General features: G+C 56.2%; 15 protein-coding genes. 10 read left to right on the forward strand and 5 right to left on the reverse strand.

Annotated features, from left to right (window positions below):
* Position 1: 1 nt before the first annotated feature.
* From B5D49_RS06960 to B5D49_RS06975, 4 genes are read right to left on the reverse strand one after another with little or no spacing between them, the layout of a single operon-like run.
* The gene (locus B5D49_RS06960; protein ID WP_078716960.1) at positions 2–448 is read right to left on the reverse strand and encodes a CBS domain-containing protein; all 447 of its coding nucleotides are present in this window, start codon (positions 446–448) and stop codon (positions 2–4) included.
* A complete protein-coding gene (locus B5D49_RS06965) occupies positions 442–2,037 on the reverse strand; it encodes an NAD(P)H-hydrate dehydratase (RefSeq protein WP_078716961.1) in 1,596 nt (531 codons plus the stop codon). Before B5D49_RS06965 ends, B5D49_RS06960 begins: the two co-directional genes overlap by 7 nt.
* Before the next feature lie 35 nt (positions 2,038–2,072).
* Positions 2,073–2,450 (reverse strand): holo-[acyl-carrier-protein] synthase, encoded by a 378-nt coding sequence (locus B5D49_RS06970; RefSeq protein WP_078716962.1) that lies wholly within the window; start codon positions 2,448–2,450, stop codon positions 2,073–2,075.
* A 9-nt stretch (positions 2,451–2,459) separates the two neighbouring features.
* Positions 2,460–3,185 carry a pyridoxine 5'-phosphate synthase gene (locus tag B5D49_RS06975; protein WP_078716963.1) on the reverse strand — a complete coding sequence of 242 codons (726 nt, stop codon included), beginning with the start codon at positions 3,183–3,185 and terminating at the stop codon, positions 2,460–2,462.
* A gap of 192 nt (positions 3,186–3,377) precedes the next feature.
* Here B5D49_RS06975 and B5D49_RS06980 point away from each other — a divergent pair, with 192 nt between their 5' ends.
* Positions 3,378–4,721 carry a UDP-glucose dehydrogenase family protein gene (locus B5D49_RS06980; RefSeq protein WP_078716964.1) on the forward strand — a complete coding sequence of 448 codons (1,344 nt, stop codon included), beginning with the start codon at positions 3,378–3,380 and terminating at the stop codon, positions 4,719–4,721.
* Between the two features lie 112 nt (positions 4,722–4,833).
* On the opposite strand, the gene B5D49_RS06985 is transcribed toward B5D49_RS06980, so the two are convergent.
* A complete protein-coding gene (locus B5D49_RS06985; RefSeq protein WP_078716965.1) occupies positions 4,834–5,055 on the reverse strand; it encodes a hypothetical protein in 222 nt (73 codons plus the stop codon).
* 214 nt (positions 5,056–5,269) lie between these two features.
* On the opposite strand from B5D49_RS06985, the gene B5D49_RS06990 reads away from it, so the two are divergent.
* The 9 genes from B5D49_RS06990 to glyS all read left to right on the forward strand — a co-directional run bounded on the left by B5D49_RS06990 (position 5,270) and on the right by glyS (position 18,950).
* Positions 5,270–7,741, forward strand: coding sequence for a methyl-accepting chemotaxis protein (locus tag B5D49_RS06990; protein ID WP_159447155.1), 2,472 nt, complete (start codon positions 5,270–5,272; stop codon positions 7,739–7,741).
* Between the two features lie 145 nt (positions 7,742–7,886).
* Positions 7,887–8,366 carry a chemotaxis protein CheW gene (locus B5D49_RS06995; RefSeq protein ID WP_078716967.1) on the forward strand — a complete coding sequence of 160 codons (480 nt, stop codon included), beginning with the start codon at positions 7,887–7,889 and terminating at the stop codon, positions 8,364–8,366.
* A 172-nt stretch (positions 8,367–8,538) separates the two neighbouring features.
* Complete coding sequence (mfd, locus tag B5D49_RS07000; RefSeq protein ID WP_078716968.1) at positions 8,539–12,030, forward strand: transcription-repair coupling factor; 3,492 nt, start codon at positions 8,539–8,541, stop codon at positions 12,028–12,030.
* Positions 12,027–13,100, forward strand: a complete 1,074-nt coding sequence (locus B5D49_RS07005; protein ID WP_078716969.1) for a peptidylprolyl isomerase — start codon at positions 12,027–12,029, stop codon at positions 13,098–13,100. Before mfd ends, B5D49_RS07005 begins: the two co-directional genes overlap by 4 nt.
* 119 nt (positions 13,101–13,219) lie before the next feature.
* On the forward strand, positions 13,220–14,170 hold the full coding sequence (locus B5D49_RS07010) for a SurA N-terminal domain-containing protein (RefSeq protein WP_078716970.1): 951 nt from the start codon (positions 13,220–13,222) through the stop codon (positions 14,168–14,170).
* A 35-nt stretch (positions 14,171–14,205) separates the two neighbouring features.
* Positions 14,206–15,090 carry a helix-turn-helix domain-containing protein gene (locus B5D49_RS07015; protein WP_159447156.1) on the forward strand — a complete coding sequence of 295 codons (885 nt, stop codon included), beginning with the start codon at positions 14,206–14,208 and terminating at the stop codon, positions 15,088–15,090.
* An 87-nt stretch (positions 15,091–15,177) separates the two neighbouring features.
* A complete protein-coding gene (gene recO / locus B5D49_RS07020) occupies positions 15,178–15,933 on the forward strand; it encodes a DNA repair protein RecO (RefSeq protein ID WP_078716972.1) in 756 nt (251 codons plus the stop codon).
* 13 nt (positions 15,934–15,946) lie between these two features.
* Positions 15,947–16,828 carry a glycine--tRNA ligase subunit alpha gene (gene glyQ, locus B5D49_RS07025; RefSeq protein WP_078716973.1) on the forward strand — a complete coding sequence of 294 codons (882 nt, stop codon included), beginning with the start codon at positions 15,947–15,949 and terminating at the stop codon, positions 16,826–16,828.
* Positions 16,829–16,844: 16 nt separating this feature from the next.
* A complete protein-coding gene (gene glyS / locus B5D49_RS07030) occupies positions 16,845–18,950 on the forward strand; it encodes a glycine--tRNA ligase subunit beta (RefSeq protein ID WP_078716974.1) in 2,106 nt (701 codons plus the stop codon).
* The last annotated feature ends 19 nt before the right edge of the window (positions 18,951–18,969 follow it).

Genomic DNA, 18,969 nt, shown 5'->3' on the forward strand with positions numbered 1-18,969 from the left:
CTCACAAAAGTGTTCTGAGCACGTCTTCTTTGCCCACGACCCCCACAAGACGGCCCTCGTTCACTACGGGGAGGGTGTAGAGCTTTTTTTCCACCATCAGGGTGGCGATTTCGTCCAACGGGGTGTCCTCGTTCACGTGGACGGGATCTGTCGTCATGGCTTTTTCCACTGTGAGTGCGGTCATTTTGTCGACTTCCTTGTCCATTTCTTCCGAGGCCGTAACCGGGAAGAGGCCATCCAGCAGGGTGAAAAAGGAAGGCAGGGCCACTTTCTTTTGCTGGGCTACAAGGTCGCTTTGGCAGATTACGCCTACGAGTTGCTGCTGCTGATCAACTACGGGGAGTCCATTGATTTTGTTTTCAAGCATAAGACGTACGGCTTCGCTCACGTCTGCATCCGGAGCCAGGGTGAAAGGATTGATAGTCATGATGTCTTTGGCGGTCAGCATGAGGCCTCCTTGTTGTACTGATGGCGGGCGTCGGCAAGAGCGTTGGCAATTTCTCCCGCCAGATGACCCCGATGTCGCAATTGGTCAAGATGTTTTCCGGCGGATGCATGCCAATATACACCGAGGCAGGCGGCATGCAACGGAGAAAAGCCCATTGCCAGCAGATATCCGGTCAAACCGGTGAGAACGTCGCCGGAACCCGCTACTGCCAGCGAGGGTACGGCCATATCACAGAGATGGATTCTGCCCGGTGGATCCGCCACCAGGCTCCAAGCCCCTTTGAGCACGGCCACTGTGTGGAAGAGCGTTGCTAGCTGTCGTGCCGCTGTGATCCGATCGGCCTGGATCTCCCTTGTGGAACACCCCAGCAGACGGGCGGCTTCGCCCGGGTGGGGAGTGATGACTGCTTGTGCGGGGAGCGTCTGGTGCAGGTTCGACAGGTGGAATAAGGCATCCGCGTCATATACTGTGGGCAGGGTCAGGCTCCGGCCGATGACGGAGAGGAAATGTCGAGCGCCGTCAGAGCGACCAAGGCCCGGTCCCACGGCCAATGCGTGGTAGCGTGCGGGATTGTTGTTCAGGTGTGTGACCAGTTCTTCGGCTAAAGCCGAACTCCACCGGCAATCCTGTCCCAGCGGTAAGGTCATGATTTCCGGGTGATTTAACTTGATATCACGACAGAGCGCAGCAGGCGCTGCCACCGTCACCAGTCCGCAACCAGCGCGGAGGGCTCCCAACGCAGCGAGATGCGGAGCACCGGTCAACCCCCGACTACCGCCCACGACGAGTAAGGAGCCGTTTTGTCCTTTATGGGCATTGGGGTTTGCTTTTGGAGCTATGTCGAATATTTCCGGTGCGATGCGGAAGTGCCGTGGCGGTGCGGATTGGAGGCACTGATTGGGAATGCCGATATCGCAAGGGGCCACAAGGCCCGTGTACTCCGCAGCTTCCGGGAGTGCGAGTCCCAGCTTGACGGCACCGAAGGTGGCAGTGAGGTCCGCCCGGATGGCTATGGGCTGGGGCATACCGGTCGCGCCATTCAGACCCGAGGGGATATCCAACGCCAAGACCACGGCATTGGTAGTCATCTGATTGGCAAGTTGAACAATTTCCAGCATGTCCGCTCGGAGAGAGCCTTCGAACCCTGTACCGAGAAGTCCGTCAATAAGAATCTCCGGGGAACCTGAAAAGGATATTCCGTTCGGCAGGGAAATGGAGCCTTTTTGATGGTAGCGCCTGAACAATGAAGGGGTAAGGCGCCGTATGGGGGTGCCGATGCGTTTCGCCAACCTGAGATGATAGCCCGCATGGCCTTTATACGCGGACTGGGCGCGGCTGTGGAGTAGCAAAACGTTGGCACCGAGATCATGGAGATGACGGGCCACGACAAAGGCGTCGCCACCGTTGTTGCCTGGACCGGCCAGAACAAGAACCCGTTTATTGCTCAGGGGGCCACAGGCCTGCCGGAGAACATTCAGAGCTTCCCGGCCGGCGTTTTCCATGAGCAATTCTCCTCGGATACCGATCTCATGGATGGCGGATTGGTCCCATTCGGCCATTTCCGCTGGGACGGGAAGGGGTTCAAACATGGTTTCGCTCCTGGGGCGGAAAAGCTTTTGAGGAGTCAGCCATCGAGCACGACGACGGCCCCGGCTGTATCCCGCGCATGCGTCAGGGAAATATGAGTGGAGGATACACCAAGAGCCTGGGCCACTTCAAGGGCGCGCCCATGCAGGTGCAATTCCGGTTGCCCCGAGGGGAGATGCAGAATCTCCACATTGTGCAGGGTTACTCCCTGGGCGAAGCCTGTACCCAGCGCCTTCACCGCTGCTTCTTTGGCTGCAAACATGGCGGCCAGATAGGGAACGGGGTCGCGGCGTCCGTTCAAACGAGCCGTTTCCTGTTTGGTAAGAATTTTTTGGATGAACCTTGTTCCGAACCGTTGGTGGCAATCGCGAATGCGGTCCAATTCTACCAGGTCGATGCCGATGCCGCGAACCATGATTGCTCTCTAGTCTGTGAAGGTGCGAACCAGATTCGCCATGTCGCGCACAGCCTGATCCAGTCCGGAAAAAATGGCCCTGGCCATGATGGAGTGACCGATGGAATATTCCTGGATACCCCGAACACGGGCAAAGGGTTGAATATTGGTATAGTTCAGGCCATGTCCGAGGTTGACGAGCAGTCCGGCTTCCTGGGCCATGTCGATGCCCCGCAGAATTGCATCCAGCTCTTGCTGCTGTTCGGCATGGGATGCGGCGTCAGCGTAGTGGCCTGTGTGGATTTCTATAAATTCTGCTCCGATGGAGGCTGCCGCTGCAACTTGCTTCGGGTCTGCATCCACAAAAAGACTGGAGCGGATTCCGGCCTCGTGCAGCGGGGCAAGAAAGTCGGCTAGTTCCTGTTCTCTTCCAATGCAGTTGAGGCCGCCTTCCGTTGTGAGTTCCTGCCGTTTTTCCGGTACGAGGCAGACCATTTCCGGCTTGGTCTCCAAGGCGATTCCCTGCATCTCTTTAGTGGCCGCCATTTCCAGATGCAGCCGTGTGTTCAGGGTTTCCCGTAAGGTGCGTACGTCGCGGTCGCGGATGTGGCGGCGATCCTCACGCAGATGCACGATGATGCCGTGGGCGCCGGCCAGTTCGCACATGGCGGCGGCAGTGACGGGTTCAGGTTCAATGCCCATCCGGGCGTTGCGCAGGGTGGCCACATGATCGATATTGACGCAGAGTACGGGCATGACGTTCCTCCGGAGTGGTTTTGAAAGAAAAAATTTCTACGCTCCTTCGAGGCGCAATGCAAGACAGAGAACGCTTTCCCCTAGGACGGCAATGGCGCTACAATTGTGGTTTGGACCTTGACTTTTTTCCCAAACCGTATTTTCCCTATGCGCTGGCGAACCAACGGCTAACCAGATGGAGAACGCAACACGATGAACGTTTGTATTGTTGGAACCGGATATGTAGGCCTTGTCAGTGCGGCCTGTTTTGCGGAGATGGGCAATGATGTGGTCTGCGTGGACGTGAATCCGGAAATCGTGGAGACCCTTCGGGCGGGCAAGGTACATATTTTTGAGCCGGGACTGGAGGAGCTGGTACGCCGCAACGTGGCGGAGGGCCGCCTCTCTTTTACCTCGAGTCTCGCTGAAGGACTGAAGAACGCTTTGTTCGCCTTCATCACCGTGGGCACGCCCTCCCGGCCTGATGGTTCGTGTGATCTTTGCTACGTGGACGCTGTGGCCTCAGAGATCGGTCAAACCATGACATCATATAAAATTGTTGTCGACAAATCCACGGTGCCGGTGGGAACGGCCGACCGCGTGCGCGGGATTATCCAGAAGGAGTTGGATGCCCGGGGAGATTCGCTGGAATTCGATGTGGTTTCCAACCCAGAATTTTTGAAGGAAGGCGACGCGGTAACGGATTTCATGAAGCCCGACCGTGTGATTGTTGGAACGGAAAACGTCCGCACCGCGGAGTTGTTGCGGGCTCTCTATTCGCCATTTGCCAGGTCGCGGGAAAAGTTATTGGTTATGAAGACCCGCAGCGCGGAGATGACGAAATACGCAGCGAACTGCATGCTGGCCACCAAGATTAGTTTCATCAATGAAATGGCTGGCATTTGTGAGCGCGTCGGCGCGGATGTGGGCGAGGTCCGCTTGGGAATCGGCTCGGACCACCGCATTGGGTACCATTTCATTTATCCCGGCATGGGATATGGTGGGTCGTGTTTTCCCAAGGATGTAAAAGCACTTATTGATACGGCACGGGATAATGATTTCGAACCTCGACTTATTGCGGCCGTCGATGAAGTCAATAATCGACAAAAAATTGTGCTGGCGGACAAGATCAAGGACTATTTTGCGGATCAGGGTGGTGTTGCGGGGAAAACGCTGGCGCTTTGGGGTATAGCCTTTAAGGCCAACACTGACGATATCCGCGAGGCACCGGCCTTGGAGTTGATCCGAGTACTTACTTCGGAGGGCATGCGTGTTCGTGCTTTTGACCCCGTTGCCGGGGAGCGGGCGCGCCAGGCCTTGCAGGACAACGAGCTTGTGGAGCTTGTGGAGGAACAATACGAAACGCTGACCGGGGCCAGTGCATTGGCCGTGGTCACGGACTGGAACCAGTTCCGCAATCCTGATTTTGAACGTATTCGCGATGCGCTGCAAGCCCCCCTGTTGTTTGATGGACGCAATCTCTATTCGCCTGAATTGATGGCCCAAAGCGGATTCGCATATTTCAGCATCGGCCGTGTGTCCGTGACGCCGGAGTAGGTGACGACCGGCTTTTGGCCGGAGAAGCCCTATTCCACAGGAAAAGGCCTTGGACTCCCCATGAGAGGAAGCCAAGGCCTTTCCATTTATTCGGGTCGCCGGGCGGAATCGGTTAGATGGAACCTACTCGTCTGCAAGAGCGCATCTGCAGCTCCAGCAAGATGATTCGTTCGAATTCCGGGCCGAGTGTGTGGGCGTCGGTATCTTCTTCTGCCTCGGCGGCTTGCCCCAATTGCTGGGTTTCTTCCCAGAAGTCGAGCAATTCTTCGTCGGCAAGGGTTTTGATCTGATCCTCAAGAGAGACTGTTTCCGGGAGTTGCGTATATCGCGCCATGGTTCCTCGCGGGAATGGTAGGGTAAAAGAAAAGGGTCGTAATGAAATTCGTCGCACCGTAGACGTTTTGTTTCTCCCCGTCAATTTCCCACCAAGCGGATCGGGCCTTCGATACGGTTGTCTTTCTTGGATTCTTATACTACTTCGGTTATGGGAATACGGAATTAAAAATAATCATACGCTTGCATCTGTGTCTGTCTTTAGGGGGAGGGTTATGTCCGGCGATTCCTTTTTCGCACGTATTCGCGGTATGAGCATTACGGCGAGGTTGGTGTGCGCCAGCCTGGTATTCCTTTTGCCCATCGCCATCCTTTCATATTTTTTGGTCTCCGCCAGCTATGATGACATTCGTTTGGCACGGTTGGAGGTACGCGGCAACGCCTATATTCGTCCCTTGTCCACCATGCTCCAGCAAATCACCGAGCATGAGCGCTTGGTATCGCTTGCGGTAGCCGGGGGGATTGATGAATCCAGACTCCGCAACCTTGAGAAAAGCATTGACGCCCGGTTTGAAATTTTGGAGCGCATCCATGCGGATATGGCTCCGGTTTTGGAACTTGACGAAGCCGGGTTGCTTCGTCGGGGCAAGCAGCGTTTGGCGTTGCAGGCTCTGCTTGAGCGCTGGGAGGAGTTGAAGAAGTGGAAACGGCTTTCACCACGGGCGTCCACGGCCAAGCATTCCGCGTTGGTACATGACCTGATGGAGCTTATCGCTCTGGTTGGGGGAACCTCCAGGCTTGGGCTTGATCCTGATCAGGATTCTTCGGCTCTGGTTCGGCTCGTTTTGAAGCGATTGCCCGCTACGCAGGCACTTGTATCCGAAGTTGTGACGCATGCGGAGTTGGCGTTGAATACGGGCAGTGTTTCGAGCATGACGCGTCGGAAATTGCTGTTGCTCGGTGCTGAATTGCGTCGTATCGGGTACATTGAAGTGCTGGCCGATGGGCGAACCGCGTTGGAGGAAGATGAGTTTTATTATGACGAGAGCGCGAGTCTTCAGGAAAATTTGACTCCACTGTTGCGCCGCTATGAGGCGGCTGCCAGAGATTTTCTCGAGTATGTAAACATGCTTTCGGACCCGGCACGATGGACCTTGGTCAAGGGGCCGATTTTTATGCAGTCCGCCTTTCAGTTGCGCCGGACAGCGTCGGAGTTGTCCGAGACGGCATCCGCGGAGCTGGATGTGCTGTTGGAACGGCGACTGGCCGAGTATCGATCCATGCTGTGGATTATTGGGCTGAGTTCCAGTGGAGCACTGGTGGTGGCCTTTGGGCTGGTCCTTCTCATTGGCCGGAGCGTCGTGGTGCCGATTGGGCGACTGCGGCGTTTCACCCGGCGTATTGCCCAGGAAGAGTTCAGCGCCACGTTGGACAACCATCTGTATGGTGAGATGGCGGAGCTTGCCAGCGATATTGAGGCGATGCTTGCCACCCTGAAGCGCCTTGGATTTGCGCAGGGATTGCTGGACGGTATGACGTCTCCCTGCTTTGTGGTGGACACGAAGTTTTGTCTCACTTTTGTGAATCAACCCATGCTGGATTTGTTGGAACGGGAGGGGAGTCCGGAGGAACAGTTAGGTTCCCACGTTTCGGAGTTCTTTTATAAGGGGGCAAAAGGGGACATTCTGGCGGAACATGTTCAATCGGCACGCGAAGCGATTGTCAACCATGAGCGTGAATTGCTGACGGATCGGGGGAATACCCGGTTTATCCGACTGGATGCGGTTCCGCTGTACGATTTGGAAGGCGTGCTGATGGGATCCTGCACCATTGCATCGGATTTGACCGTTGTGAAAAAGAATGAGCAGGCCGTGCTGCGGCAGTATGAAACCATGTCTCAGGTGGCAGCAAGGGCTGAGACCATAGCCGACGAAGTGGCGTCCGCTTCCGCCCGTTTGGAGCGGAAGATGGAAAGGGTAACAGCCGGAGCGGATACGCAAAAAAAACGTACAGTGGAAACCGTTACGGCCATGGAACAAATGAACGCCTCGGTGGCCGAGGTGGCGCGTAATGCCGGAGATGCGGCCCGGGAGGCCCAGGAGGGGATGGGCAAGGCCGAGGAAGGAGAGCGTACCGTTGACGGCGTGATTGCGGCTATTCGAGAGGTGCAGGGCCATGCGGACACGCTGCGTGAGTCGATGCGGGCCTTGAATCAGGAAGCCGAAGGAATCGGAACCGTCATGAACGTCATTGAGGACATTGCCGACCAGACAAATTTGTTGGCGTTGAATGCCGCTATTGAAGCGGCCCGTGCCGGGGAAGCGGGACGTGGTTTCGCCGTGGTCGCGGACGAGGTGCGGAAGCTGGCGGAAAAAACCATGGAAGCGACCAAACAGGTGGGCCGTGCTGTCGTGAGCATCCAGGGCAGCACGGAAAAAAGTGTGCAGGCCACGGACAATGCCGCCGGAGCCGTTCGGACCTCCACGGAACAGGCCGCGGTGGCGGGAGTGGCGTTGCAGGAAATTGTGCAGGTTATCGACAGCAACTCCGTCCAGGTCCGGGCCATTGCCACGGCTGCGGAAGAGCAGGCGGCCACGAGTGAGGAAATCAGCCGCTCGTTAAGTGGAATCGACGCGGAAAGTGACGATACGTTGCGTCATGCGGACGAATCCCGGCAGGCCATTGAACGGCTGGCACGGCTTTCTGAGGATCTGCGTCGGGCTATTCGGGAGATGCGCGAAGAATAGGATTGGATGCCTCTTCCCTAGGGTCGTTTCGTGCCAGCTCGGTTGGAGGACGGTATGGGGCGGTTGACAAAGGGGGGACATGTTGCCAATCATTCCCGCTGAAAGGAATTCAAAAGGCTAAACGTTTGCCAAGGGATTGTGGTCCATGGAAAAGAACCAGATACACCAGGATGATGCTCTGATCCAGTTGGTTACGTTCCGTATCGGCGAAGAAGAGTTCGGCGTGGATATCCTGGCGGTGCAGGAGATCATCCGGACCATGGCCATAACCAAGGTTCCCAAGGCTCCTGAGTTCGTAGAGGGCGTGATCAATCTTCGGGGCAAGGTGATCCCGATTGTGGATCTTCGTCGCCGTTTTGGCATGGACCAGCGTGCAACCGACAAACACAATCGTATCATCGTCATTGAGACCGCCAGTGTGATTGTTGGGTTCATGGTCGATTCCGTGTCCGAGGTGCTTCGGATTCCAGCCAATACCATCGAAGCGCCTCCTGCCGTCGTGTCTGGGTTGGAGTCTGATTACATTGATGGCGTTGGGAAATTGGATGATCGTCTTTTGATCATGCTGAACCTTGATCGTTTGCTTTCCGGTCAGGAAAAGGAAGCCCTGAACAAGGTGGGATAAGCCGCACGCCATTGGGCGGATCCGTGTCCGGCCTGCTTGTTTTTTTCGGCGGCTCTTCGTTCTTTTCGGCCTGCGATGGCCTGCGATGGCCTGCGAATTCTTCTCTTTTTATGAGGCCCGTGCGGAGCTTACCTCGGCACTACATCCTCTCCATTATCTTGGATACATACCCATGAGTCGATACTCCCTGCCGCCGCTTTTGGCGGAATTTCTTAATGGCCGCGGAAACCATCTGCGTATTTTTAAGAGTGGTCCTGCCGGCCAGGCTGTTGCAGCGGACGCCTTGTTGCGTTCCGGACATAATGTCGTGCTTATCGCTCCCGGGGCTTCCGAATATCGGGAAATCATCGCGCTGCTGCGTCTTTTTTCCGGTGACGATCTGTCACTCCCCGTATGGGATCGGCGTTGGGTTACGTTGGGGACGCATCGTCCGGAGCTTCCCGAAGCCGGGGGGTGGTCCGGGCGTATGGCCACGTTGCATGCCATGGTCCACGGTTCGCGGCCCAAAGGGCTACTTTTGACTGCCGACAACCTGCTTCCATTTTGGCCGGGCGTGGACACTGTTCGTAACAGCTTTACAGCTTTGGCGCGCGGCGAAGAACTGTTGCTGGACCAAATGCTGGAGCAGTTGGTGAGTTGGGGCTATCGTCGTCGAAAGGTCGTTTCCGAACCTGGAGAGATGGCGGTCCGTGGGGATATTCTGGACATTTTCGCCCCAGGCTATACGCAGCCGCTGCGTCTTGACTTCTTTGGCGACACGCTGGAGAGCATTCGCCTTTTTGATGCCGCGTCCCAGCGCTCCCGACAAGAATTGGAAGAAATAACGCTGTTGCCCGTGACCCCTACTCCCATGACCGGAAGCCGGCCCGATCAGGCCCGGGCGTGGTGGCGTGAACTCCGTAGCACCGGGGAAATGGGTGCGCTGGATGAGCAGGGCTTGTGCTCGGCTTTGGATGCGGAGGAGCCATGGTTTTTGCCTGGGTTGTATTCCAAGAAAGCCGTCGCGTTGGAGGAGTTTTTTCCATCGGATGCCGTGTTCGTGCTCAGTTCCGCCGAGAACCTGCGTCAGCGGGTTGAAGACGCGGGAGAAGCTTGGCGGGGTTTTGTGGAGCGTCGCCAACGTGATGCGCAACAGCGTTGGCCGCTGGTTTCCCTTTGTCGGGGAACGGACTCCGCCCGCAATGCCTGGATCGGCCGAAGACAGTTGGTGTTCGAGGATTTGACTCTGGGCGTGGAAAAAAATGGGCTTGATTTGGTGGAAGCCCGCTACAGTGATTTTTCGGATTTGTTTTGGCGGCCGGATCAAGCGCAACGCCCATGGGCCGCTTTGGTCGAAGCCCTTCGGGAATGGACCCATCAGCAAGGACAAACTGTTCTTTGTTTTCGCACGGACCGCTCCCGGGCCAAGTTTTTGAGTCTCCTGGAAGGTGAGACACTGGATATCGCTCTGGAGTATCAGCCGGAGCGTAATGGTTTGTTTGCCTTGACCGCGCCATTGACCAAAGGATTCGAGTTGCCCTGGCTGCGGATGCGGCTGCTGGGCGAGGACGTGATCCAACCACGGCGGGAGAGCCGGGTTCGGGTTCGTGACAAACGATTTCAGGGGCTGGATCGCTATGATGGTCTGCTCGAAGGGGATTTGTTGGTCCATCGGGACTACGGGTTGGCGCGGTTTGGCGGGTTGCAGCCTTTACGAACAGGGGAAGTGGAGAACGATTATCTTTTGTTGCAGTTTGACGCCGAGGACAAGCTCTATTTGCCCGTGGATCGGATTAACTTGGTCCAACGCTTTAAGGGGCCGGAAGGCACGTCGCCTGCTTTAGACAAGCTTGGCGGCACCCGTTGGGCCAAGACCACGGCTCGGGTGCGTAAGGCTCTGGAAAAAATCGCGCATGAGTTGGTGGAGATGTATGCCGTTCGTCGGGTGACCAAAGGTTTTGCCTACGGGGAGCCTGGTGAGATGTACCATGAGTTTGAATCCGGGTTCGGTTTTGATGCTACACCGGATCAGGAAAAGGCCGTTCGGGAAGTCTTTACGGACATGGCCCGACCGGAACCCATGGACAGACTTGTCTGCGGCGATGTGGGATTTGGCAAAACAGAAGTGGCGTTACGCGCCGCGTTTCGTGCTGTGGAGGAGGGGCGGCAGGTAGCGTTGCTTTGTCCCACCACGGTGTTGGCGGAACAGCATTACCAGACGTTTAAAAAACGTATGGATCCCTTTGGCGTCAATATCGGGCTTCTTTCGCGATTCGTTCCTCCCAAGCGGCAAAAAACTGTTGTCGCCGCCGCCTCAAGAGGGGAAATTGATGTGCTCATCGGAACCCATCGACTGTTGTCCAAAGACGTGGATTTGCCCAATCTGGGACTCATGATTCTGGACGAGGAGCAGCGTTTCGGCGTTAAGCACAAAGAACGGCTCAAACATTTTCGCAAGCATATTGATGTATTGACCCTGACAGCCACGCCCATTCCCCGCACGCTGCAACTTTCATTGTCCGGGTTGCGGGGGCTTTCCGTCATTGAAACACCACCCCAGGACCGCAAACCCGTGCAAACCGCGTTGGTGGAACGCGACGAGGCCCAGCTCGCCGAAGCGTTGAAGTTGGAGTTGGATCGTGGGGGGCAGGTCTTTTGGGTTCATAATCGGGTTCAGGGGCTGGAGCGCGTTGCGGAATTTGTTCAAAAACTGGCTCCCGAGGCACGTGTGGGCATGGCGCATGGTCAACTGCCTGAACGAGCGCTGGAAGACGTCATGCACCGTTTTTGGCACAAGGAGCTGGATGTCCTTGTGGCCACGGCCATCATCGAATCGGGCCTGGATTTTCCCAATGTGAACACACTGATTGTGGATCAGGCCCAGATGTTTGGGCTTGGCCAGTTGTACCAGCTGCGCGGTCGGGTGGGGCGCAGTGAGCGCCAAGCCTATGCGTATTTTGTGGTCTCCTCTCTGGAGGCGTTGCCCGAGACCTCCAAACGACGGTTGCGCATTATCCTTGATATGGATTATCTCGGAGCCGGGTTCCGGGTTGCCATGGAAGACTTGCGCTTGCGTGGTGCCGGGAATATCCTTGGGGAAGTGCAGTCCGGCAATATCGCCAAAGTGGGACTGGATTTGTTCTTGGAAATGTTGGAGGAAGAGGTTCGCCGGGTGCGCGGCGAAGAACGGCCCGTCCGGACGGAACCGGAACTTGGGTTCGCTTTCAAGGCGCATATTCCCGGGGAGTACGTTCCGGACGCCAAGGAGCGGCTCGGTTATTACCGGGCACTGTCTTCTGCCGCGGATGATGCGGCACGAAAGGAAATTGAGGCGGAGTTGCGGGACCGTTTTGGGGCAATTCCCGAATCCGTGCGGAACTTTTTGTCGGTGTTGGAATTGAAGGAGCTGTTGGCGACCTTGCAGGTGCAGCGGGCTGATCTTTATCCCGGCCGAGCTGTGATATCCTGGGGAGAAGAGGTCACCGTGGTTACTCCCGAGCATTTGATCCGCTGGGTTGCCCAGCGGCCGGAATCCGCCAAGCTGCTTCCGCCCGGACGTTTGGAAGTGCGTTGGGCAAGCCCGCAGCCGGATACCGCTTTGGGGTTGGAATATTTGCGAAATGAATTACAATCTCTGGCCACCGAGTTTACGGAGCCGGAAACAGTACGGACGGAAGCTGAATGAAGATCGCCCGCTTTTTATTGTGGAGTTGTTGTGCTGTGTTGCTTCTGGCTGCCTGTTCTTCGGAAGGGGACGATCTGGGGATCGTGGCCCGGGTGAATGGTGAGCCTATTTATCTGTCGCAGCTGGAGTTTCAGCATGATTTGCTGCATATGGACGGGGCCGGAGCATTTGTCCCCACCGTGGAAGCCTTGCGGGACGAGTATGGGAAGATTTTGGGAGATCTGATCGTACTGGAAATGGTCCACCAGGAACTACGTTCGCGCGGCCTGGAGGTAACCGAAGAAGAACTGGCCGAGCAAGAACGAAAAGTCCGTTCAGATTACCCCGATGACACTTTTGAACAAGTTCTGGTGGAAGAATATATTGATCTTGCGGCCTGGCGGGAGCGTCTACGCTACCATCGTTCCTTGGAAAAATTTCATGAACTTGTGCTTCGGCCTCAGGTCAAAATTGATTACCGCGAAGCGGATGCGTATTACCGAGAACACATCAAGGATTTTCAGCTTCCCGAGACACTGCGTGTTCTGGTGGTACGTGCGGCAGACAAGTCGTCGCTGCGAAAAGCTTTGAAGATCTGGCGGGACTCCACAGATCCTGAAGCCATGCAGGAAGTCGGCAACGTGGCCGTGCATGAGATCACCGTGCGGCAACGACAGCTCTCTTCCCCTTGGTTGGAGGCGTTACAGGAACTGCCCGATGGGGAAGCAAGTCAAATCATAGAAGAAAAATTTGGGTACGAGGCTCTCGTCCTGTTGGAACGGCTTCCAGCCAAATTATTGGACCCCACCCAGGCATATCCTCTTGTTGAGCAGGCTTTGACGCGGCGTAAAGTGGCGCAGGCCTTTGAAAAGTGGCTTTCAGGAGCCTGGAAGCGATATCACATTGAAGTGAGCCGACATCTGCTGCCTGTGGAGGAATCCGAAGAAACCGCTGTGGCTGGTTCCGGTCAGGAAGAAGCGGGCGCAGCGTTGGATGCGGCAACCGGGGACTCCGAACATTCGGACGCCGATGCCGTGTCCCCCGGGGAAACCGAGTCCAGCCCTGCGTCGGCCACGGATGCCGAAGAGTAGGCTGCATTTTGTACGAACAACATAGGTGAACTTTCAGAGTTGCCCGGTGCGAGGCAGCCGGTAAACGCAAGGCCGTTTCAGACGGCAAGAGCACCCCGCACGGGGATTCAGGAGTGACGATGCGAAAAGGGATTATTCTGATTTTGCTGACATTATTTTTGCTTCCGGGTGGCAAGGCCCAGGCTACGGAAGTTCACTCCATCATGGCTGTCGTCAATGGTGAAATCATCACCAGTTATGATTTTCAGCAACGTTGGTCCACAATTTATACCCGTATTAAAAAAGACTATGGTGACCGGTTGCATACGCCGAAGATGCAGGAACAGCTGCGTCAGCTCAAGACCAATTTGTTGGAGGAGATGGTCAATGAATTGATCTTTGCCCAGGAGGCGAACCGCATGGGGGTCTCCGTGAGCGAGGATGAGGTCACGGCTTTTATCGAAGGAATGAAGCGAGACAAGGGACTTGACGAAGAACGGTTCCAGCGTTTTCTGGAAGGCAACGGCATGACCGAGGAGGAGCTGCGCAAGTCGGTGTACGACGATATGCTCAAGCGCCGGATCGTTCAAAACAATGTCTCCAGTCGCATTGTTGTTACGGACAAGGAGATTGAGGATGAGTACGCCCAGCGCTCGGGGACGACGTTGGGGGAAACCGTTCGCAATGTGACGTTGAGTGTGATCATGGCACCGGACAAGGCTGCCATGGATACTATTTTGGAAGCTATGGATGATGGGATGTCTTTTGCCGAGGCCGCGGATGAATATTCCGTTGGACCCGCAGTGGGTAATGGCGGCGATCTTGGGCTGTTTGCCATGGGCGACCTGGCCGCCTCGTGGCGCGAGGCCTTGCAGGGCGTTGAAAAGGATGAGGTGAGCGAACCGTTTGAGGCCGACGGGAAATGGGTGCTTTTGCAGGTTACCGGAGAAAGCGAAGGCGATGCCGTGGAAGCGATGGATGACCGGACCCGGCAGGCCATTTTTGAGGAGCTGCGTCAGAAGAAGTTTGAAACGTTGTTCGAAGATTTTATGGAGCTTGTTCGGGAACGGGCCGTTGTGGAGTTCAAATAGGCTCGCCTGTGCGTGAGTCCTTTATGGGAGCAGGAATGGATTTGATTCAGCTCGGAGCGCGCATGCGCCAGGAGCGGGAAGCACGCAAGCTTTCCCTTGCCGATGTGACGGAGGCAACTAAAATCAGCCGTCGCATCCTTGTGGCTTTTGAGGATGGGGATACCGACCACTTCCCGCACCCTGTGTATGCCAAGGGGTTTCTTCGTAATTATGCCCGGTTGCTCGGCATGGACCCTCAGGAGTGTGTCCGGGTCTTGGAGCGGGAATTTCATCCTGACGAGGACGTCGAGACCGGCACCAATGTAGGAATCAGCGTTAAGGACTTGAGCGATCCTTGCAGCAAAGGAGGCGGCAGTGCTCCGAAATGGGGCGCTGTGGCGGTTGTTTTAGTCCTTCTTGCACTATTGGGCGGCTTGGTATGGTTTATGATGCAGGAAGGAGAAGCTGCCCGTTCCGCAAAGGCTGTTGCGGAGCCTGAAGTGGAGCAGGTACTGGAATCCGAGAAGCCTTCGGCGAAACCAGAAAGAGCGTCGGAGACCGGTGCTTCGGCATCCGATTCCAACCCGTCCGATGCGTTGCCCGTCGCTGTCCAGGAGCCTTCCATAGCCGCTTCAGCCGGTGTGTCATCTTCGGAGGCGGAGCAGGCGGCGTCATCCCGGGAGGCCAAAGAGGATCACCTGCTTGAAATTACGGCGGAGGAAGACGTCTGTTGGGTCGGAGTGTTTCACCCCGACGGTGAGGAAATCGGTGACACCCCCTGGGGAGACGAGTTTACGGTACAGCCGGGGCAGACCGTAAAGTATGCGTTCAACGGGCAGCGAAAGTTCCGGTTTGGACGGTTGGAACGCGTTCAGCTGGTTTTGGATGGAAAGGAACATCCCGTTACGGGAACGGGTGTTGTCGACGTCGCGTTGCCTTAGGCAGTCCATTTGTCGCCCTCGTCAATGCGTCCCCCGTTTTGACGGGTATCCCTCTTGGGCGTATGGCCGGAAAGCAAAGGAGAGGTGTTGCGCGAATTCACCGAAAAGGCCTTGGTACTTCGCGTCGGCCGTTTTCGGGAAGCGGACGCCTGGGTTCGTCTGTTGACCCCTTCCCGTGGTGTATTGACGGCGTTCGCTTTCGGGGGCATGAAAAGCCGCCGACGGTTTCCCGGATGTCTTGATCCGCTGAACCTGGTGCTTTTTCATTTTAACTCGGATCGTCGTGGCCGGTACCTTAACCTGGATGAAGGGACACTGCTGGAAGGACATCCCGGTGTACGCGGCAATCGTCGTAATCTCGGAGTGGCTGTGAACTGCCTGAAGTTCACCGAGGCCGTGCAGGTGGCGCCGGAAGGCGCGGAGCAAACGTATGATCTGCTGCTGCGGGTGTTGCATTTGTTGGAAATCCCGCTTGCCTCGCCTGAGGAGATACCACTTCTTTTTCGGGCCAGAGTAGGTTTTTCTCAGGGATATCAACCGCATTTTCTCGGCTGTGGCGGGTGCGGGCGCTCGCTGGAGGATTTTGACAACCCACGTTTTTTTGTGGAAAAAGGGCAAGTTTTGTGTCCGTCCTGCGTAGGGCCGGAATCGTTGCGCCGGGGGCTTGTGGTTTCACACGGCGCGTTGCGGGCGTTGGATTGGATAATGACCCACCCGCCGGAAGAGTGGCCTCGTTTGACCGTCCCACCAGCGGTTCGGGGAGAATTTTCCGAGGCCGTGGAGCGCTTTATGGCCTACCACCTCGGTCTTGAGTGGGACGGCGGATCTTTTCGGAATGTTTAGAGTGGAGAAATAAATGAATTTTCAAGATGTTATCCTGACTCTGCAAAAGTATTGGTCCGAGTACGGCTGTGTTCTCATGCAGCCCATGGATGTAGAATGCGGGGCAGGGACTTTTAATCCTTCGACTTTTTTTCGGGTAATCGGCCCGGAACCCTGGCATACGGCGTACGTGGAGCCGTCCCGCCGTCCCACTGATGGACGCTATGGAGAAAATCCTAACCGGTTGCAGCACTATTACCAGTTTCAGGTTATTCTGAAGCCTTCCCCGGATGACGTACAGGATCTGTATCTGAACAGTCTTAAGGCGTTGGGCATCGATCCGGCTGCGCACGATATCCGATTTGTGGAAGATGATTGGGAGTCGCCGACTCTTGGTGCCTGGGGGCTGGGCTGGGAAGTTTGGCTCAATGGAATGGAAGTGACCCAGTTTACGTATTTCCAGCAGGTTGGCGGCATTGATCTCAAGCCTGTGAGTGTGGAAATCACCTACGGACTGGAACGGCTTTGCATGTATTTGCAGGAAAAAGAATCCGTGTACGATCTTTCCTGGAATGGGAACGTTACCTACGGCCAGGTCCACCATCGCAATGAGGTGGAACAATCCCGCTATAACTTTGAACTTTCCAACGCCGATATGCTGTTGGACCTGTTCAATAAGTTTGAGGCGGAGTGCTTAAGCCTCTGCGAGGCGGGACTGCCTTGGCCCGCGTATGACTATTGTCTGAAGTGTTCGCATACGTTCAACCTGCTGGACGCGAGAGGGGCCATTTCCATCACGGAGCGCACCGGCTATATCGGCCGCGTGCGCAATCTGGCTTCCTCCATCGCCGCTTTGTATGCGGCGCAACGTGAGGAAATGGGATATCCCATGCTTGGCAATCGAACCAACGTCTAGCGAGGATCATAAGAGAATGGCTGAATTTGTATTTGAAATCGGCACAGAGGAGATGCCTGCGCGTTTCGTGCCGAAGCTTGCGGAACAATTGCGGGAAAGTCTGTCTGTTTTGCTGGAACAGGCCATGGTTGATCACCGGGACGTGCGCACGTATGCCACGCCTCGCCGTATCGTGGCGTTGATTGCGGACATGGCGGATCAGCAGCGTACTCAGGAAGAAGAGGTCACCGGACCTCCCAGCGCCATTGCCTACAAGGATGGAGAGCTGACCAAGGCCGGGAGCGGTTTTGCCAAGACTCAGGGGGTCCGCCCTGAGGATTTGTACACCGTGCAGACTGCCAAGGGAGAATATCTTGCGGCTCGCAAGACCCTTGGGGGGGGCAAGACCGTGGATGTGCTTCCGGGGATTTGCATCGAATGCATCAAGAAGATGAGTTTTCCCAAAAAAATGCATTGGGGTGACTATGATTTTACCTTTGGTCGCCCCATTCGCTGGCTTTTGGCCTTGCTGGACGAAAACGTCGTGCCGTTTCAGGTCAATACGTTGGAGTCCGGGCGTCAGACGTTCGGCCATCGTGTGATGGGAGCGGGACCGTTTGAAGTGGCCCGGGCCGGGGACTATGCGCGTATCGCACAGGAAGAATGCCGGGTTATGCTGGATCCGGAAGAGCGTGTGCGCGTGATTCGGGAGCGCGGCGATGCCTTGGCGAAAGAGAAGGGGGGCGAGATCGTCTGGGATGAAGGGCTGCTCCGCGAGGTAGCCAACCTGGTGGAAATTCCCGTTCCTGTGCTTGGCGATATTGATCCGCTGTACTTGGAACTGCCTGCCGAAGTGTTGCTTACATCCATGCAAAGCCACCAGAAGAGTTTTGGTGTGCGGGGAGCTGATGGGCGCCTTTTGCCGCATTTCCTGACGACTTTGAACCTGGAACCGTCAGATACCTCTTTGGTGAAAAAAGGCTGGGAGCGCGTGCTCAAGGCCCGCTTGGAAGATGCCCGATTCTTCTGGGAAGCGGATATCAAGACGGATTTGGGCGTCTGGCTGGATAAGCTGGAACATGTCGTATTTTTGGGACCGCTCGGCTCCATGGGAGATAAATCCCGTCGGCTGGAGCGGCTTTGTGGAAAACTCGCCGAACGCCTTGGAGAAACCAAGGGGATTGCTCCCGGAGAGCTGGCCGCTTATGCCCGCGCCGGGCGGTTGGCCAAGTCCGACCTCGTCTCCGAGATGGTCAACGAGTTTGATTCGCTGCAGGGCGTCATGGGCGGCATCTACGCACATCGGGCCGGGGAAGGCGACGTTGTGGCTGATGCCATTCGGGAACAATACCGACCGGCCGGACCGGATTCTCCTGTACCGACATCCTTGTCCGGGGCGATTCTTTCCATGGCGGATAAGGCCGATACACTGGCCGGCTGCTTCGGCCTCGGCAAAATCCCCACCGGCGCCAACGACCCGTATGCTTTGCGTCGGTGCGCCTTGGGGATCGCGCGCATCATTATGGAGCATGGCCTGAACCTGAACCTTCGGAATTTGCTTTCTGCCGCGTTTGAGGGCTACTCGGACGTCAAATGGAAGATTGCCCCGGATCAGGCTCTGGATAGGTTGATGGACTTTTTCGGGCAACGTCTGCGCGCCTTGTTCTCCGGACGCGGAATCAGCGTATTGGTTGCCGAAGCGGCCCTGGGGGCGGGATTTGATGACATTCGCACTTTGCAATTGCGTATGGAGGCTCTTGAAGCCTTCAGCAAGGATGATGATTTTGAGCAGTCCGTGTTGACTTTCAAGCGCGCCGCCAACATCATCCGTAAGCAGGGCGCAGAGGCCGACCAGGAGTTGACGGGGCATTTTCGGTCCGACCTTTTGGTCGAGGAGCCGGAGAAGGCACTTGCTGAACGATTGGAGCAAAGTGAATCTCGCTTTGAGACGCTTTGGAAGGACGATGATTTTGCCGGACTTCTAGGATCCCTGCGTGATTTGCGGCCTGACGTGGATGCTTTTTTTGATGGGGTGATGGTTATGTGTGAGGATGTCGAGCTGCGGCAAAATCGCCTTAATACGTTGAAATCACTCGTAGATCGCTTGGGCCGTCTGGCAGATTTCAGTGCCCTGCAGGTGTAGAAAATTGTTGGGCATCCCC

This window comes from Paucidesulfovibrio gracilis DSM 16080 (genome assembly GCF_900167125.1).
Classification (GTDB): Bacteria; Desulfobacterota; Desulfovibrionia; order Desulfovibrionales; family Desulfovibrionaceae; genus Paucidesulfovibrio; species Paucidesulfovibrio gracilis.

Coding starts and splice junctions, on each gene's coding strand:
- B5D49_RS06960 (WP_078716960.1), bottom strand. CDS start 448: ATGCTGACCGCCAAAGACATCATGACTATCAATCCTTTCACCCTGGCT.
- B5D49_RS06965 (WP_078716961.1), bottom strand. CDS start 2,037: ATGTTTGAACCCCTTCCCGTCCCAGCGGAAATGGCCGAATGGGACCAA.
- B5D49_RS06970 (WP_078716962.1), bottom strand. CDS start 2,450: ATGGTTCGCGGCATCGGCATCGACCTGGTAGAATTGGACCGCATTCGC.
- B5D49_RS06975 (WP_078716963.1), bottom strand. CDS start 3,185: ATGCCCGTACTCTGCGTCAATATCGATCATGTGGCCACCCTGCGCAAC.
- B5D49_RS06980 (WP_078716964.1), top strand. CDS start 3,378: ATGAACGTTTGTATTGTTGGAACCGGATATGTAGGCCTTGTCAGTGCG.
- B5D49_RS06985 (WP_078716965.1), bottom strand. CDS start 5,055: ATGGCGCGATATACGCAACTCCCGGAAACAGTCTCTCTTGAGGATCAG.
- B5D49_RS06990 (WP_159447155.1), top strand. CDS start 5,270: ATGTCCGGCGATTCCTTTTTCGCACGTATTCGCGGTATGAGCATTACG.
- B5D49_RS06995 (WP_078716967.1), top strand. CDS start 7,887: ATGGAAAAGAACCAGATACACCAGGATGATGCTCTGATCCAGTTGGTT.
- mfd (WP_078716968.1), top strand. CDS start 8,539: ATGAGTCGATACTCCCTGCCGCCGCTTTTGGCGGAATTTCTTAATGGC.
- B5D49_RS07005 (WP_078716969.1), top strand. CDS start 12,027: ATGAAGATCGCCCGCTTTTTATTGTGGAGTTGTTGTGCTGTGTTGCTT.
- B5D49_RS07010 (WP_078716970.1), top strand. CDS start 13,220: ATGCGAAAAGGGATTATTCTGATTTTGCTGACATTATTTTTGCTTCCG.
- B5D49_RS07015 (WP_159447156.1), top strand. CDS start 14,206: ATGGATTTGATTCAGCTCGGAGCGCGCATGCGCCAGGAGCGGGAAGCA.
- glyQ (WP_078716973.1), top strand. CDS start 15,947: ATGAATTTTCAAGATGTTATCCTGACTCTGCAAAAGTATTGGTCCGAG.
- glyS (WP_078716974.1), top strand. CDS start 16,845: ATGGCTGAATTTGTATTTGAAATCGGCACAGAGGAGATGCCTGCGCGT.